Annotated in this window: 16 protein-coding genes; 4 read left to right on the top strand and 12 right to left on the bottom strand. The window is 59.5% G+C overall.

The window, feature by feature from the left end:
• Positions 1-12: 12 nt before the first annotated feature.
• On the bottom strand, positions 13-2,433 hold the full coding sequence (locus J122_RS01685) for a xylulose 5-phosphate 3-epimerase (protein ID WP_061330854.1): 2,421 nt from the start codon (positions 2,431-2,433) through the stop codon (positions 13-15).
• Between the two features lie 194 nt (positions 2,434-2,627).
• Here J122_RS01685 and J122_RS01680 point away from each other — a divergent pair, with 194 nt between their 5' ends.
• Complete coding sequence (locus tag J122_RS01680) at positions 2,628-2,918, top strand: type VI secretion system PAAR protein (RefSeq protein ID WP_061330853.1); 291 nt, start codon at positions 2,628-2,630, stop codon at positions 2,916-2,918.
• Here J122_RS01680 and J122_RS23720 read toward each other — a convergent pair.
• A complete protein-coding gene (locus J122_RS23720) occupies positions 2,905-3,615 on the bottom strand; it encodes an EAL domain-containing protein (RefSeq protein WP_227510041.1) in 711 nt (236 codons plus the stop codon). The genes J122_RS01680 and J122_RS23720 overlap by 14 nt on opposite strands.
• A complete protein-coding gene (locus J122_RS01675) occupies positions 3,588-5,522 on the bottom strand; it encodes a 7TM diverse intracellular signaling domain-containing protein (RefSeq protein ID WP_227510040.1) in 1,935 nt (644 codons plus the stop codon). The genes J122_RS23720 and J122_RS01675 overlap by 28 nt, the downstream gene beginning before the upstream one ends.
• A 226-nt stretch (positions 5,523-5,748) precedes the next feature.
• Between J122_RS01675 and pbpG the strand changes: the two genes are divergently transcribed.
• Both pbpG and J122_RS01665 read left to right on the top strand, forming a co-directional pair.
• Positions 5,749-6,678 carry a D-alanyl-D-alanine endopeptidase gene (gene pbpG / locus J122_RS01670; protein WP_227510039.1) on the top strand — a complete coding sequence of 310 codons (930 nt, stop codon included), beginning with the start codon at positions 5,749-5,751 and terminating at the stop codon, positions 6,676-6,678.
• A gap of 16 nt (positions 6,679-6,694) precedes the next feature.
• A complete protein-coding gene (locus J122_RS01665; protein WP_061330852.1) occupies positions 6,695-7,183 on the top strand; it encodes an asparaginase domain-containing protein in 489 nt (162 codons plus the stop codon).
• On the opposite strand, the gene J122_RS01660 is transcribed toward J122_RS01665, so the two are convergent.
• The 4 genes from J122_RS01660 to J122_RS01645 form a co-directional block, all read right to left on the bottom strand.
• The gene (locus tag J122_RS01660) at positions 7,180-7,881 is read right to left on the bottom strand and encodes a pseudouridine synthase (RefSeq protein WP_061330851.1); all 702 of its coding nucleotides are present in this window, start codon (positions 7,879-7,881) and stop codon (positions 7,180-7,182) included. The genes J122_RS01665 and J122_RS01660 overlap by 4 nt on opposite strands.
• Complete coding sequence (locus J122_RS01655) at positions 7,881-8,909, bottom strand: metal-dependent hydrolase (protein WP_061330850.1); 1,029 nt, start codon at positions 8,907-8,909, stop codon at positions 7,881-7,883. Before J122_RS01655 ends, J122_RS01660 begins: the two co-directional genes overlap by 1 nt.
• Before the next feature lie 113 nt (positions 8,910-9,022).
• Positions 9,023-9,760, bottom strand: a complete 738-nt coding sequence (locus J122_RS01650; RefSeq protein ID WP_061330849.1) for a THxN family PEP-CTERM protein — start codon at positions 9,758-9,760, stop codon at positions 9,023-9,025.
• Between the two features lie 158 nt (positions 9,761-9,918).
• Positions 9,919-11,055: a lytic murein transglycosylase gene (locus tag J122_RS01645; RefSeq protein ID WP_413772201.1), complete on the bottom strand. Its 1,137-nt coding sequence runs from the start codon at positions 11,053-11,055 to the stop codon at positions 9,919-9,921.
• A gap of 313 nt (positions 11,056-11,368) precedes the next feature.
• On the opposite strand from J122_RS01645, the gene J122_RS01640 reads away from it, so the two are divergent.
• Positions 11,369-12,259, top strand: a complete 891-nt coding sequence (locus J122_RS01640) for a response regulator (protein WP_061330847.1) — start codon at positions 11,369-11,371, stop codon at positions 12,257-12,259.
• A gap of 28 nt (positions 12,260-12,287) precedes the next feature.
• On the opposite strand, the gene phoR is transcribed toward J122_RS01640, so the two are convergent.
• From phoR to J122_RS01615, 5 genes are all read right to left on the bottom strand, one after another.
• Positions 12,288-13,607 (bottom strand): phosphate regulon sensor histidine kinase PhoR, encoded by a 1,320-nt coding sequence (phoR, locus tag J122_RS01635; protein ID WP_061330846.1) that lies wholly within the window; start codon positions 13,605-13,607, stop codon positions 12,288-12,290.
• A 52-nt stretch (positions 13,608-13,659) separates the two neighbouring features.
• Positions 13,660-14,352: a phosphate regulon transcriptional regulator PhoB gene (phoB, locus tag J122_RS01630; RefSeq protein WP_058091532.1), complete on the bottom strand. Its 693-nt coding sequence runs from the start codon at positions 14,350-14,352 to the stop codon at positions 13,660-13,662.
• Positions 14,353-14,457: 105 nt separating this feature from the next.
• Positions 14,458-15,342 carry a 4-hydroxybenzoate octaprenyltransferase gene (ubiA, locus tag J122_RS01625; protein ID WP_061330845.1) on the bottom strand — a complete coding sequence of 295 codons (885 nt, stop codon included), beginning with the start codon at positions 15,340-15,342 and terminating at the stop codon, positions 14,458-14,460.
• Positions 15,343-15,420: 78 nt separating this feature from the next.
• Positions 15,421-15,975 carry a chorismate--pyruvate lyase family protein gene (locus J122_RS01620; protein WP_061330844.1) on the bottom strand — a complete coding sequence of 185 codons (555 nt, stop codon included), beginning with the start codon at positions 15,973-15,975 and terminating at the stop codon, positions 15,421-15,423.
• A complete protein-coding gene (locus tag J122_RS01615) occupies positions 15,956-16,513 on the bottom strand; it encodes a hypoxanthine-guanine phosphoribosyltransferase (protein ID WP_061330843.1) in 558 nt (185 codons plus the stop codon). Before J122_RS01615 ends, J122_RS01620 begins: the two co-directional genes overlap by 20 nt.
• Between the last annotated feature and the right edge of the window lie 265 nt (positions 16,514-16,778).

Here is a 16,778-nt window from a genome sequence, read left to right as displayed (position 1 = left end):
TGGCCGTGGCACTCAAGGCAGGCCGCGGGTGATCACTGAAGGATCTCCGCGACCCTCCACGGCTGCCAGTTCTGCACTCGACAGCCACTCGCCCGGTGGTTTGTCCATGACGTCGGCAAAGGCCGCCAGGGTGTGGCCCCAGGAACACTGGTTGGCGAACAGCATGCCGGCTTCGTTCAGGGTGCCGCCGCGGTTGATGTATCCCAATACCCGTGAATGGGCGGGCTGGGGGAACAGAGTGTGCAGGTGTCCCCGGAATACTTCCGGGCGCATGTGGGTTAGCGCCACTCGCCGCTGCATCCGGTGCGGGAACAGTCGTTCCCGCTCGAACTCGGTCAGGCAGGCTGCCGCTTCGAGGGGATCCCGGGGCTGGCGGAACCGGCCCGGTTCCTGCAAGTAGACCAGACGGAACGGCGTTCCGGTTTCCCGCAAACGTTCGCAGGCGCGAATGGCCTCTGATAGTTGATAGGCACCATTGGCAATCAGCAGCAGGGGCTCCTCACCGGCGGAGGTGTCTTCGTCGACTACCAGGGCGCCGTGCCTGGCCAGGCGTTCAGCCTCGTTAGCATTGAACACACAGGGCCGGTCGCGCTTCGGGATAACCATGCAGCTGATTCTTCCGCGTTCGGTGAATACCGACGGCAGAACCGCCAGGGCGCTGTTGTAGTCAGCAGGGAAAAGCACCCGGGATACATCGCTCATTTCACCCAGCATGGCCTCGCAGAACGTGGTGTCCTGATGGGACTGCTCGTTCTTGCCGTTTTCCCAGGTGTGGGAGGTGGCTATGATCGGGAAGCCAAGCCAGCGGGCGGGCCTGCCCACCTCTTTCTGGTGCCTGGCAAAGATCAGCTCCTGCCGCACCGCACCGAGCATTTTTACGCAGAAGGCCTCGTAACTGGCGACCAGATTCAGGCCTGCCTTGTTCCCCAGGCAGGCAGAGACCACCGCTTCCTCGTTGAGGGCAGTGATGATATGGCCGTGAATGGATTCGTCATCGCTTTCCGGATCGTTTACCCGATGCCTGAGGTCCTTGAGAACACCCGTCAGCCGATTGCTTGCCAGTTCATCCGGATTGCCTACTCTGGGCCGAAGATCCGGATTGCTCTTGGTCAGTGCCCGGAAGAAGGCGTCCACTGCCGTCATCGGTGATGACTTGTCCTGACTGTAAGGCAATACCGGAACCTGGGGTTCACGTGGGTTGCGCAGTGCCAGGGGGTGATCCCGCTCAAGGGGGCGCTGTTGCTGACGGTGCTCACTAAGCGCAGCGACGGCCCATTCAAGTTCTTCCGGAGGTACCCACAGGGGCTGGATGTGCTCGTTGAACAGGTCCCGGGCCCGGGTGTCCAGCCGTGGGTTGCCCGGCAGGGGCAGGTTGTGGGCGGAATTCTGGCCGGCACCGTAGAACCCGAAACCCTTTGTGGTTTCGGCGATACCGTAGGGGATACGGACAGGGTAGCTGGCTTCACCCCGGCTGGCGGCGTCGCCGTGGGCCGCCAGTGTCCGTTCCATATCAAGCAGGGTGCAGACAAACGCCGCCGGGTCTTTGCCATCGAAACGTACCGGCTCAAATCCATGTGCCTCAAGCAGCTCGGCGAAGCGTTCCAGCCCTTCCCTGGTGCCCAGCTCGGTGCGCTGTTCAATTCTTCGGCCATTGGCAATCATGATCGGCAGAACCTGCCCGCAATCGTCTGCCCGCCACCAGCGCGGAATCCAGTCGCTGCCTCTCTGTTCCTCGGCGGCACCGTCCGAGAGGAAGGCCACCAGCGATTCGCCCGGTAGCGGCATGTGGGCGTACTGCAGTTCGGCAAAGCCCAGGTAGCCGCCCTCCAGGATGCCCCCGGCGGTATGCGGATTGACGTGGCTGCCGAGGGGGGAGGCCATGGCACCGTCGGGCTTCTGGCGGTAGCTGTAGAAGTCAGCGGCAAGCCGCGACAAACCTTCAGGTGCCAGGTAGCGCGCCCGCTGTTCCGGATGCAGGTTGCCCGTCAACACGTTGAGGGCGTCGACGGCGGCAACGCAATGGCCCTGGCCCATCAGCCAGCTCCGGGTTTGCCCGGTCAGGTTGTTCAAGGCCAGATAAGCGGCGTAGGCAGGCACCATATTGAGGGCGCCACCAGTATGGCCTTCAGGTGATGCCTTGAAATCCTGGGCAGCCAGGGGCGCCCCGGAAATGTCCACCCGGTTGCAGTAGGTCATGTGCACCACCAGCCAGAGCCCTGCGCTGGTTAGCCGGTCGAGGTACGCCAGTTTCTGGTAGACGGTATCGGTATCGGGCTGCAGGCCATCCGCCACCAGTTTTCGGGCCAGGGCCTGAACCCTGGCTTCGGTGTCTTCCGAGTGGCGGATAACACCATAGCCCTGCTGCCAGCGTTGGTAGGCTGCACTGTTGTCTGCAGCAGCCGGCGATGGAGCTTGTACGTTGGGCGATGGCATGGTGCGGCCTCCATGGCTTTCGAGCTTGAGAGTGTGAAAGAAGTGTAAAACGCCCGGCCCGGGGAGCCCTTGATTCAGGTCAGTCGTAATTGCATCTTTTCGGAAGCGTCACAAAGCCACGAGCGATGGGTTGGGTTATCGGTAGAAACGTTATAGGATGTTTCTTCCAAACTTGTCCTGAAAGGAATCAGACAATGAGCAAAGCTATCGTGCTGTTGGGAGATCTTGGTTCAGACCATCAGGGTTTCCCGCCCACCCCGGTTCTCGCCGGTTCTCCCGATGTACTCGTGGATGGCAAGCCGGTTGCCCGTCTGGGCGACCCCCTGGCACCCCATTCCAAGCCCAAGCACTCCAGCCACCCCAGAGTGATTGCAGAAGGGTCATCTTCGGTAATGATCAATGGCAAGCCGGCTGCCATCACTGGTAGCGCCGTATCCTGCGGCGGGGTGACGATCGGCAGCGGCTCTGTGATTATCGGGGGCTGACCAGCGCTGCTCTGACCCTTTCGGGGCGTGCCCAGTAGTAGCCCTGGCCGTGCAGGCCGGGGAACTGCTGAAGCCACAGGGCGATGGCTTCATCCTCTACCCCTTCAACAACCACATCAAGGTCCAGCGCCTCGCCTAACTCCAGGGCTGCTCTCAGAATTTTCTGGCGGACCGGGTAAAGCAGTACGTCTTGCAGGAAACTGCGGTCAATCTTCAGTTCATCCAGCGGGAAGCTGGCCAGGTTGCCCAGGGATGAGTGCCCGGAACCGAAGTCGTCAAGGGCAATGCGGAACCCCATGCTGCTCAGGGTGCGGATGGCGCGCCGGGCCACTTCCGGGTCGGCCATGGCGGCGGTTTCGGTAATCTCAAGAATGACTTGGTCGGGGCTGACCCCGTACCGGCGGGTGATGGCGCCGGCTTCCTCATGGAACAATGGATGGGCAACGTCTTTGGCAGAGATGTTAACCGCAACACCGATGCTATCTCCGTAACGCTGTCGCAAGGCTGTAAAATCCTGGCAGGCCTGGTCCAGTACCCACAAGGTCACGGAATGAATGATACCCACCTGTTCGGCCAGGGGAATCCAGTGATCCGGGGGAATCCGGCCAAATTCCGGATGTTGCCAGCGAATCAGCGCCTCGGTTGAGCGCACCTTGCCATCCCGAATGCTCACCTTGGGCTGGTATTCCAGCCACATGTCGCCGCAGCGCAGGGCAGGGCATCTTCAACATCCAGCATCAGGATTTGCTGTTGGTACTGCCAGTCGGCAATGGCCGGGTCGTAGATCGCCATCGGGCGGGTTTCATCCAGTGATGCAAAACCGGCGGAGGAGAGCACACTGGCGGCATCGGTACCATGCTCAGGCGCATAGGCGACCCCCATCGATGCCGCCCAGGAGAACGAAAACCGCCCCTCACGGAAGTTCTCTGACAGCCAGTGACTGATGGTTTCCAGTAATTCGCGATCCTGTGCCGGATCACTGCCGCGATCCATGGCGAAGGCGTGGTTGACGGTGTCGAGTGTGGCAATGCCGTAGCCATTGATCATGATCAGCCGATCACCGAGAGTGCGTTTGAGGTAGCGGTTCAATAGACGCAGGTATTGTTTGAGCAGGTCTTCGGCTGTCCGGTAGCCCAGGGCCTGCTCCAGTTCGTTGAACCGCGCCAGGCGGATCAGGCACAACGTGTAGGGGGTTTGCTGACAGTCGATGTTGCCCAGGGCTTCTTCCAGCATCGGCCGGTTCGGTTTGCCGGTAACCCGATGGGTTTTCAGTACCCGGTCATAATCCCGCTCGATGCGGGCTCGCAGTTTCTGTTCCTCCTGCACCCGAATGTCTGAGCTCAGGCGACGCTTACGCTCTTCCAGCAGCAGACGGCCAACACCGCTGGTCAGTATCAGCGATCCGGCGGCTGCCCCCAGAAAGAAGGCGGAGTCGGTCAGCGGTGTGACCGGGAACCAGCCGATGGTCCTCAGGGAACTAATGACGGCACCCAGGACAATGGCAAGCACCGACAGTGCGTAATAGCGGGCGTAAACGTGTTTGCGAAGCTGGCTGAGGACCAGGGCCAGGATGAAGGCGCCACCGGCGGCGCTGATGATCAGAAAAACGTCTTGTCCGAGTAATGGCAGTGGTAACGGGGCGGCCAGCAAATGCAGCCCGGCAGCCATGCTGAAGCCCCGGAGAATTCTGCGGCCCGTGCGGTGGATGGCCATGAAATGGGGGGTGAATTCGCACAGCGCGATCAGGCACAGCGACAGGCTGACCGAGAGCAGTGAGTTGAGCTCTGGCATGCCCGGCCAGAATAACCATAGCCCGAGGCCATCCATAACCAGCTGGCTGTAAATGACGCCGATCATCAGCACACTGAGCCAGGCAAGCCCGGGGCGTTTCAGCTTGGCGACGATGCTCAGGTTGAGCAAAAGGGCGAACACCAGCAATCCGGTAACAAACGATTTCCACGCGGTGCTGAAGGTACCTTCGCTGACGACCTCATTGCCTCCTGCAACAGACAGCGGCAACATCACCGGGCCGCTGTTCCTCACCTCCATCAGCAACACGGTTTCGCCGGGCTGAAGAGTGACGGGCCAGATCCACTGGGGCAGTGCCACATAGCGGTTATCAAACGGGTATTGGTCACCCATCACCGGGAGCGTCTCGATGGTACCGTCCGGATGAATCAGAGCCGGCTGGAGGTGATCCAGATAGGGGGCCGGTACCACCAGTTGGCTGTCGACCGGTTCCTGTCCCTCGGTTGTCAGTGTCATCCGGAAAGTGGCGGGCATTCTCGGATAGCCGATGCCGGCACGGTCCTTTGACAGTGGTTCCCAGTTCCCGGAATGCCAGCGTTGCTGCTCAAGTACCTCGGCCAGTGGGGCGAGCAGGTAGTGGGACTGCGGGTGCAACCTGACTGGAGAAGCGCTGCCTATGGTTGCCGTCAGGGCCTGGTCGGGGGCGGCGGAAGGCGCACTGAGGAGCGCAGTGGTTAGGCCGTAGCCGGCGGCCAGAAACAGGATGAGGAAGGGGAGCCAGCGATTCAGTGATTGCAAAAAAGGCAGCCTGGTCAGCGGGGGGCGGCTGGTCTGGTTTGCGGGTTCGGAATCCATTCGGTGAACATCCTGGCAACGTGGTCGGCTGAAGATTACCTAAAATTACAACCGTTAACGCGTTGTAACAATATGAATTTCAACAAATTTTAATGTATTTGATCGTATTTTGCATTTGCTGTTTAAAACGCATGATTAAAATGAGACCTGCGCAACAGATGGTTGGCGCTGGTATAGTAGGCGTTTCGGCGAGGCGACAGGATAAGGTTCGGGAGTGCAACGCAGTATGATTTTCATCAAGCGGTTATTCATCATGCCGGTGCTGCTGGCGGTCACGTTGTTGTCGGCAAACCCGGTACTGGCGGGGAGTCAGGGAATGCCGGCACTGGCATCGGTCAATGCCGCCGCCGCGGTTGCCGGAGAAGACGCGCTGCTGTTTGGCAAGAATGCCGATCGGCCGGTTCCGATTGCGTCAATCACCAAGCTGATGACCGCCCTGGTGGTTGTGGAATCCGGCCAGGACATGAATGAATGGCTGACCTTCGAAGAGCGCCACGTGCCCGCAGCGGCAAACGCCTGGACCCGTATTCGCGTGGGCTCTCGATTGAAGCGGAGTGACGTGCTGAGAATTGCCCTGATGTCGTCGGAGAATTTTGCCGCCTACACCCTGGCGCGATCCTATCCCGATGGTTTCGATGGCTTTGTCGCGGCGATGAACGCCAAGGCTGCCGAACTGGGTATGGATAACACGCGGTTTGTTGATCCTACCGGGCTGTCTGTCGAGAATGTCTCCAGCGCCTCTGATCTGGTACGGCTTGCCAATGCGGCACTGGCGCATCCGCTGATTGGCGAATACTCGACCACTGGCTATTATCGTGCTGAATTCAGGGGTCCCAGGTACAGCCTGTCGTTTGGTAACACCAATGCCTTGGTGCATCGTCAAAGCTGGGGAGTAGGGCTGAGCAAGACGGGCTACCTGACGGAGGCTGGCCGTTGCCTGATCATGGTGTCCGAAATGGACAGCAAGCCGGTGATTACGGTGCTGCTGGATTCGTTGGGCACCCGATCGCCGATGGGTGATGCCGGCCGAATCAAACGTTGGCTGGCGAGTGGCGATCCCGGGTCTGTGGCGGCTGCCGCCAAGCGCTACGAGCAGGAGAGAAACGCGGCCTGGGCGGCGACCGAGGGAAGCCAGACAGCGCGTATCAACCAATAACAGGGTTCAGGTGACGATGATCCAGATACTGACGACCGGCGGCACCATCGATAAGGTGTACTTTGATGCCAACAGCAAGTTTGAAATTGGTGAGAGCCTGCTCCCGGAGTTGCTCCGGGAGTCCAATATCCACGATGGCTACATCATCCGCGAGCTGATGCGCAAGGACAGCCTGGAACTCACTGACGATGACCGGGCGACCATTCTGGAGGCTGTTCGTACCTCGGACTGCTCCAGAATCCTGATTACCCATGGTACCGATACCATGGCCCAAACCGCCCAGGTTCTGAAGCCGTTGGCTGATCGCACCATTGTGCTGACCGGTGCCATGCAGCCCGCCCGCATGCGCCGTACCGACGCCATCTTTAACGTCGGTTTTGCCTGGGCGGCGGCGCAGCTCCTGCCATCGGGGGTCTATATCGCCATGAACGGTGAAGTTTTTGAGGCAGGTGCGGTGCGCAAAAACCTCGAGGCCCAGAAATTCGAACGTATCGCCGCTGACTAATCGGGCTCGACCACAGACTGTATTTCCTGCGCGGTCAATGAGCGGTAGTGTCCGGGTGCCAGGGCCGGGTCGAGAATGATATCGCCAATGCTCTGTCGGTGCAGTGACACAACGTGGTTGCCCACCGCGGCCAGCATGCGCTTTACCTGATGGTACTTGCCTTCCCGGATGGTCAGTTCGATCTCGGTTGCCGAGTTTTGCAGCACCTGGGCGGGTAGCGTCGGTTTTTGCTCGCCTTTCAGTTCGATGCCTTGCTCGAGTGCCTGGCAGGCATGTTCGTCCAGCGGTTCGGCCAGGGTGACCCGGTAGGTTTTCGGGCAAGCCCGGCGTGGTGACGTTACCTGATGAGACCACTGGCCGTCGCTGGTCAGTAGCAGCAGTCCGGTGGTGTCTTTGTCGAGCCGGCCAGCGATATGAACCTGTCTCGCCAGCTCAGGGGGCAGAAGGTCAATGGCGGTAGGCTGACTGCTGTCGTTGGTGGCACTGATAACGCCAGCCGGTTTGTTCATCATCAGGTACAGGCCGTCGGGAAGAGTCAGCGCCTGGTTGTCCAATGTCACCTTTGCGTGCTCCGGCACCCGGCTGTTGGCACTCTTGGTCATTTTCCCATCCACCCGGACCCGCCCGGCCGAAATCGCTCGCTTGCTGTCCTTGCGGGAAAGCCCGCTGCTGTTACTGACAAACTGATCCAGTCGCATCAGCAGCTGTGCCCTTGCGGAGGCGTAGACAAGGTTGCCAGGCAGAGCACCGGCGTTCGCCCTGTCAGTCTTGACCAGAGCAGTGGCAGGGCGTCTCGGTTAACCGAAGGTCGCGGCATCCGGCCGCTGGGGATGGGGGTTACGCCGGATTCGGAGGTTTCTGCCAGAATGAAGGTAAACGGGTGAGCGCCGGGAATGCCCAGGCGAATGTCTGTGGCGGTGATCTGGTTGCCGGCTAGCCGGTAGTCCAGAAAGCCTCGGGTAAACCATTCAAGACGGCGGGCTTCCGGCAAGGAGGCAACCGATTGCGCCAGTTCGGGCCGGCGGGGGAAGTGCTCCAGGGTCAGTTCATCGCTGCCATCAAGAAACCCGGTGACTATTTCGATCCTGTGTTTGTCCGTGATGGCGGTTACCCGCCATAAAATCGTGTTGAATGGCATCGGCTGAACCAGCAAGGACGCGTCCTTCATACCAACCTCCGCCAACGCTGGCTGAACCCTGTCGGTGATCCACTGCTGGGCAACCAGGGTCCAGCCGAGGTACAGGGTCGACAGCACCAGGCCCGCGGTAACGGCGTTTGTTGCCGGGGGGCGAATCAGGAGGGCCAGGCAGCCTGCCAGTAGGGGCAGGGTGTACAACGGATCGATAATAAAAATGCTGTGGAGGGCTACCGGGTCCCCCAGGGGCCAGAACAGTTGGGTGCCATAGGTGGTAAAGGCATCCAGCAGGGGGTGGGTGACGAGGATCAAGCCCACCAGGGCCAGCCACCGTTGATAGGAAAGCTGGGGTTTCCAGCGCCACAAGCCCCAGGCAATCAGAAACGACAGCGGGATCAGGATAAACAGGGAATGGCTGAAGCCCCGGTGTTGGGTGAAATTGGCCACGGCACTGCCGTAATCGATGACCACGTCGAGGTCAGGCAGGGTGCCCAGCAGTGCGCCGGTGAGCAGAACAGAGCGACCGAGTGTTTTGCCGGCAACCGCACCGGCAATGGAAGCGCCGAGAGCGGCTTGGGTAATGGAATCCATGAATCTCCGGGACAATATCGTGAGGGATATGCCAGATATTATGCGCTGATTCCGGAATCAGATCACTGGTTGGGAGGAAAGACACCGGCGGGCGGGCCGCCGGTGTGGGAGAATCAGACTTTACGGCGACGGGCCAGACCAAGACCAGCCAGGCCAAGGCCTAGTAGGGCCAGAGTGCCGGGCTCTGGCACGGAGCGAACGTTCAGTTTTGCCAGCAGGTTAACCGAGGTAGCCTTGCCTTCCGCGGTATAAATCTCATCAACGCCACCCTCAAAGCCCAGCAGGGTCAGCGAGTAGATACTGGAGCCGAACTGGAACTCTGAACTTTCAATCATGTTGTCCAGGCGCACAATGTCATCAACGTCTTTGGTTGAACAACCGAAGATAAAGGACAGTGGGCCACAATAGACATTTGGCGTCTCGTTATGGGAAAACTGGAAAGTATAGGGGCCAGTGACAGTGCCGTTGTCCGGGGTTGTCGAGAAGGTTGCATAAACGTCCAGATCTACGGCAGTGATGCTGTCGCCGGTAATCCGGTTGTTGAAGTGGGTGAAGCTGCCAAGAACAAACGGGTCGCTGGAAGTAATGGTTTCAGGCAGGTTGCTGGCACCCTCAAACCCATACCCGCTTTGCGGCCCTTGTGAACATTCTTTCCACCAAAGTTTGCCGGAACAGGTAACCAGACCTTCTCCCCAGCGCAAATTATCAGTTCCCACGCCCTGGATATTGCTGCCGCCAGTGGGGCTTCCCCAGGCACCGGATACGCTTTCCAGGTCAACCGGGAATGCTGCTGCTGTCGCCGCAAAGCCCATGGCTGCAGTTGCAACGAGTCCTTTCATCAATGTGTTCATGATCTTCACCTTGTTACCAGCTAGTCAGTTTCTCCCGTCGGCTCCGGGAATCGCTGGAACATGTAGCCAGATCTGTGCCAGGTGTATAACTGCCTGTTAATAGGGGATTAGTAGTCTGGCCAATGGAGGACGTGTAAAAAAAGCCGACGCAATGGGCGTCAGCTTTCATTGATCACGTTCAGTTTCTCTAGCAGGAGTTCCGACGGCATGCCGTCGGCAATCAGGCCCTGGGATTTCTGGAACTCGCGAATGGCCTTACGGGTGTTTGAGCCGAGGATGCCATCAGGGTTGCCGCTGGCAAAACCCTTGGTGTTGAGGTTCTCCTGAAGCTGGATGATCTGGTCACGGGACAGGGTGGGCTGATCTTCCGGCGGTGGATTCTGAAGCCCGCCGGCGCCAGCAATTCGATCGGCCAGGTGGCCAACGGACACGGCATAGAACTCCGAACGGTTCCAGCCCATGATGACCCGGAAGTTGCTGTAAACCAGGAACGCCGGGCCCCGATGGCCGCTGGGCACCACCAGTGCCGCTTCAATCGGTTCGTTTGCCAGGGCGTTGCCAAAGGCATCTGTGATGCCCATACCACGCCATTCGGCCAATGGTAAACGGCGGCCATCGGACAGGCTGAAGTCAAAGTTGGCTGGCAGAAGGACCTCCCGGCCCCAGCGATACTCGCCGTCCCAGCCCATGGATTGGAGGAACTTACCCGCAGACATCATGGCATCCGGCAGGCTGTTCCAAAGGTCCCGGCGGCCGTCGCCATCGGCATCGACCGCATGTTGCAGGAACACGGTGGGCATGAACTGGACGTGGCCCATGGCGCCGGCCCATGAGCCTTCCATCTGCTCCGCGGGAATGGCCCCTTCGTCAATGATCTTCAGGGCCGCAACGAACTGCTCGGTGAAAAATGTGCTGCGACGCTGGTCGCAGGCCAGGGTTGCCAGCGAGCTGGGCACCGGCATCTTGCCGAAGTAGCTGCCATAGTTGGTCTCAAGACCCCAGAACGCCAGCAGGTAGGGCGCCGGAACTCCGGTTTCCCGGGTAACCCGGTCGAGCAGATCCCGATGCGTTTCGAGTAACTCCCGGCCTTTGGTAATACGGGACTCATTCACGCGGCGGTTGAAGTAATCGGCAAACGTGGTGGTGAACTCCGGTTGCCGACGGTCGAGCTCAATCACCCGCTCAATATAGTTAACGTTGGCCAGAACGTCCCGGGCGGTAGCCTCGCTGACGCCGGCACCGACAGCCCTGGCCTCGAGGGATTGTTTGCACTCGGCAAATTGCTCGTCGGTCATGACCGGTATGCTCTGGCCCTGAGCGCCAAAGGCCAGGGCCGACAGTGACAGGGCAGCCAGGGTACGGCGGATGTTCGGCCGTGTAATCAGATGAGCCACAGTAAACCTCTCGGGACGAAGGTAAGCGATCGATGTCGCCATGTTAGCCTGTTTTCCAGCCGGGAAAACACTGCCTGAGGGCCAGGTGTGTGACAATTCTTTAATGCCTGATGGCATCTGTCGTGTTTGTCGTCTTTTTGTTGCGGGTGGGTCACGCTGAGCCCGTGATGTTCTATAGTTTACGGATGCACGCAAGCCCGGAGTGGATGGTTTTATGGCAACACTGAAAGCGCTGGTGGTGGACGACGCCAGTTTTGTAAGGGATCTGGTAAAGCGCACCGTACGCCAGCGATTCCCGGTGATCGAGACTACCGACGCCCAGAATGGTCGCCGGGCCCAGTCGCTGATGTCCCGGAGCAATTTTGATCTGGTTCTGTGTGACTGGGAAATGCCCGAGATGTCCGGGCTGGAACTGCTGCAGTGGATGCGCCAGCAGCCTCAGTACGAGAAAGTGCCATTCATCATGATTACCAGCCGGGGCGATAAGGACCATGTGATTGAGGCGGTCAAGGAAGGGGTGTCCGAGTACCTGGGCAAGCCGTTCAGTCCCGAAGGGTTGAGCAAGAAGATTATCAAGGTTATGGGGCGGCGCCTGAAAGACGCCATGGAGAGAGGCGGCAAATCCATGGAGGGGCCGGCGGATGCCTTCAAGGAATCCGCGGCGCTGCTAACCCAGAAACGGGATGCTCCGGAGCCTCGAAAAGACCCGGCCGCTGCTGCCGCGGAACAGGACAACCCGCTGTTGGCGGGGGGGCGGCGAGAAGCCTCGTCCAGACCGGCTGCTCGCGGGCCCATGAGCCTGGCCTCGGTCAGGTTTTCCGACAGCACGCTGAAATCTGTGGTGAAAGACGTCAACTTGACGGAAGTTCGGGTGATTGCCAAGCGGGACCAGGAGTTTCCCGGCATTCTGGATCAGGCGGTGGTGGATATTGATATTGGCGACGGGCAGATGGCTCGGCTGAATGGCTATGTGCACCAGTTGCAGGCAGTCGATAAACGCCAGGATACCGACTTTGTCAGCGTCACCATCCGGTTTGTCGATGAGGACCCGAAAAAACTGGAAGATCTGTCACGGTTTGTGGCGCGGTTCCGCGCCGGCAGGTAGTCGCTCGCGCATCCTGGTGTCTGGCGAATCAGCTGTCGTTGGTTTCCGGAACCCGCTCCACCAGTCGTTCCCGGGGGAAATGACAAATAAATTCGCTGCCTTCGCCAACCTTACTGCGAATCTCGAGATTGCCGTCGTGATTGATCAGTACATGCTTGACGATGGCCAGCCCCAGGCCAGTACCGCCAGTATCTTTGTGTCGGCTCGGGTCTGCCCGGTAAAAGCGCTCGGTCAGTCGGGGAATATGAACCGGGTCAATGCCGATACCTGTGTCCTTTACCCGCAGGTGCGCGCCGTCCCGGTTGGTACTCCAGGAGACTTCGATGCTGCCGTTGGCCGGGGTGTATTTCACGGCATTGAAAATCAGGTTTGAAAAGGCACTTCTGAGCTGACTCTCATCGCCCCGTAACAGCCGGTGGTCGGTGACCTCTACCAGAATTTTGTGATTTCTGTCGCCACTGAGCGCCCTGGCATCGTGGCAGATTTGATTGATTAGATGTTCGACATCGGTCAGGGCATCGTCGCCGGTGTGTTCTCCGGTTTCAATCTTTGACAGCAGGATCAAGTCGGTTATCAGGGCTTCCATGCGTGAGGACTGCGCCGCCATGGTGTTGATGGCCCGTCGCCACTTCGGGGGCAGTTCGTCACCGTGATCAACCAGGGTTTCCAGATAACCGCTGATGACGGTCAGGGGGGTGCGCATTTCATGGGAAACGTTGCCGACAAAATCCCTGCGCATCTGTTCCAGTTGATAAAGCCGGGTGACGTCCTTGGCGACGATCAGCCGGTCGTCATCGCCGAACAGGCTGATCTGTATCTGCAGGTGGATGTGGGGCCGGGCAGGCGAGTGAATTTCCAGCGGCTCCCGGTAATCCCGGGCGTCGAAGTAGGCTTTGAAGGCCGGTGTGCGAATCAGGTTGTGGATGTATTGCCCCTGGTCGGTGCTGCGCCTGAAACCGAGCAGGTATTCCGCTGAGCCGTTCCACCACTCCATGGCGCCCCGGGCGTCGGTCATGATGACCCCGTCGCGCATGGCGTTGGTGGATTCCTGCACTCGGTTGATCCGGGCACGCAGCCGGTCCTGGGTTAGCAGGTGGCCCTGGTGAAGTTTGTGCAGGTTGTCAAAGATGTCACCCCACAGGCCGATACTTTTGGGTGGCTCGCCGGTGGCGCTGGGGTTGGCCAGCCATTGGTAGAGGTGGCGTGCCTGGCCCAGCGTCCACCAGAGGTAGGCCATCAGTCCCGCAAGCAGGCCATACAATGGGTAGCCGAAATACCAGCCCACCAGGGTGGTGCCAGCAAGGCCGGCGATGATCAGCCGCAGATATCTTGACCAGTTGTGTTGCATCAAAGTCTGCCTTGTTGTGTGTCCGGCGCTGATGCGTGACGGCCGGTATGGATCAGGCGGCTCGTGTTGAGAAGCGGTATCCGGTGCCCCGTACCGTCTGAATCAGGTGATCGTACTTGTCGCCGAGCGCCTTGCGCAAGCGCCGTATGTGCACGTCAACGGTGCGTTCTTCAACATACACATTGCCGCCCCAGACCTGGTCCAGCAACTGGGAGCGGGTATACACCCGTTCCTGGTGAGTCATGAAAAACTGCAACAGCCGGTATTCGGTGGGTCCCATGGTCAGTGCGCCCTCAGGGGAAGTGACCCGGTGGCCGACCGGGTCCAGGGTCAGGCCTTCCACTTCAATGGGGCTGTCAACGCCGGCCGGCGTTGCCCGGCGGAGCACGGCCTTCAGACGTGCCACCAGTTCCCTGGGGCTGAAGGGCTTGGTGATGTAATCGTCGGCACCCACTTCAAGGCCCTGGATCTTGTTGTCTTCCTCAACCTTGGCGGTCAGCATGATGATCGGAATATCCGCCGTGGCCTCTTCTTTTTTCAGCCTTCGGGCCAGTTCAACCCCGCTGGTGCCAGGCAGCATCCAATCCAGAAGAATCAGGTCGGGCTGTTTATCAACGATCAGGGCATGCGCTTCTCGGGCATCCGCTGCCTCCAGGTAGTCATAATCAGCCATTTCGAGCGCGACCGCGATCATCTCGCGGATAGGTGCTTCGTCATCGACGATCAGGACAGTTTTTCCAGTCATGAGCATTAACCTGTGTCAGACCCTGGGAGCAATAATTGCTCCCCAGTAATGTTGCTGAGTCATTACAACGCGTCTTTGTTACAAGTATATGACATGGTTGGATGGTCAGATCATCAAATCCAGCGCCAGGCCGGCGAACACTGCAAAGCCCGCCCAGTTATTGTTGAGAAAGGCCTTGAAGCAGCCGTCCCGGGAGCGCTCCCGTGCCAGGTATTGTTGGTAGACAAACAGGCTGGCCATGGCGACCACTCCCAGATAATAGAAGCTGCCAAGTTCGGCCTGGTTGCCCACCATGATCAGGATGATAATCACCATCGCCTGCAAGCTACCGATAATGGCCCGGTCGGCCTCTCCAAACAGGATGGCGGTCGATTTGATGCCTACCTTGACGTCATCATCCCGGTCAACCATGGCGTAGAGAGTGTCGTAGGCGACGGTCCAGAGCACGTTGGCGGTGAACAGCAGCCAGGTGAGCTGGCTCAGTTCATTGGCCTCGGCGGCCCAGGCCATGGGGATGGCCCAGGAGAAAGCGGCGCCCAGGAACAGCTGGGGCAGGTGGGTATAGCGCTTCATGAACGGATAAATGAAGGCCAGCAGGGCACCGCCGAATGACAGGTACAGGGTCAGCGAGTTGGTGAACAGCACGACCATCAGGAACGACACCAGGCACAGGCCGGCAAACAGGGCGACGGCTTCCCAGGCCCGGATGCGGCCAGTGGTCAGGGGGCGGTCTTTGGTGCGTTTGACATGGCGGTCCCAGTCCCGGTCAGCGAAGTCGTTAATGGCACAGCCTGCCGCCCGCATGAAGAACACGCCCAGGGTGAAGATCACAATGTTGGCCAGGGACGGCATTCCGCCCGCGGCAAGCCAGAGAGCCCACCAGGTGGGCCAGAGTAACAGCAGGCTGCCAATAGGTCGGTCGATTCGCAGCAGCTTCGCGTAGTCGGCCAGACGGCTCTGGACGTGTTCTGGCAGGGCGTTCTGCAGCATGGCAAGGATCTTCCATCGGTCGGGTGCGTGGGCAGTGGCTGATTATAGCCAGCCTGGCGGCGCCGGTTAAACCCGCGTTTACCGTTGGTAGAGTGTTGGCAGCAGGTACTCGCCCACCATCAGGGCCTCGTTGCCTCGGTGAAACAGGGAGCGCCGGGCCAATTGTGGTTGCTGGTCATCGGTGTTCTGGCATAGTCCGGTTTCCAATGGGCCGCGCAGCCATTCAGGACGGCTGAAGAGATAGGCACCAAGAGGCTTGTTGCCAAGGTTGCGAAGGCGTCGGCCCTTGCCTTCGAGGCAGGCCAGGGGAATGACGGTGCGGGCAAGAACCCAGGGTTGGCTATCGCCGCACAGGCGTACTTCCCTGATCCAGGCCCGCTGCCGGGGCGCGAGGCCGAGGCGCCGTGCTTCCTCAAGTGTTGGCACGGCGAAGCCCTCGTTGCAGACTTCCACGTGAAAGCGGTAACGGCACTGTTGTTGGAGCGCCCGGGTAAACGAGCCCTCCACCTGGAGCCAGTGCCGGGCCGGGCCGTGCACCGCCGGATTGTGAAGCCCGGCGGCAGCAAGAGAACGGTACCAGCGCGTGGGGGGAATGATCGGCCCGTTGCGGTGGTCAGAGTCCTTTGACGGCATAGATTCCGGGCGCGTTGCGCCAGTATCCCTTGTAGTCCATGCCATAACCGAACAGGAATCGGTCTTCGACATACAGGCCGGTGAAGTCTGCTTTCAGGCCAGGGCGGGCCTTGCGATCGTGCTCCTTGTCGACCAGAACTGCGGTCAGGACTTCTTGGGCACCATGAGCCAGGCAGTAATCCGCAATGGCGCAGAGGGTCGTACCCTCGTCGAGGATATCGTCGACAATCAATACCGTGCGGCCTTTCATGTCGGCCTCAGGCTGGAGCTTCCATTCCAGGATGCCGCCAGTGGTTTCCTGGCGGTAGCGGGTTGCGTGCAGGTACTCCGCCTGGACCGGGAACAGAAGCCTGGGCAGCAGTTGCCCGGTCAGTATAAGACCGCCGTTCATCACACAGAACAGCAGTGGGTTGCTGTCTTTAAGGCGCTCGGTAATGGCAGTGGCCATTGTGTCGATGGCGGCACTCACCTGCTGCTCATTCACCAGGCAGTCGGCTTCGGCCATGACCTGGTTCATGTCGGCGACGGTATCGGTCATAACGGTCGGATCCTGTCGTAAAACCGGCGATTATACCGAAGTGGGGCCATTGAAGGGAGGGGGTGGCGCCCGGTAGCTATCTGTAGTTACTGCTATTGGCACAAATATACCGGGATGAGCGTCCGTGCTGGCATTGGTCATCGGCAATGGTACGAGTATTATGGCCCTTTGCGGTTGTCTGGCCTGTCCGGACAAATCTTTAAAGTGATGCTTGATTGTTGCATTGTCAGACAATAATATTCCGCCAACATTGATGGGAGAGATA

The organism is Marinobacter excellens LAMA 842, from assembly GCF_001574445.1.
GTDB lineage: Bacteria > Pseudomonadota > Gammaproteobacteria > Pseudomonadales > Oleiphilaceae > Marinobacter > Marinobacter shengliensis.
The sequence above is the reverse complement of the archived record's forward strand: the minus strand, read 5'-3'. Positions and strand labels throughout refer to the sequence as shown.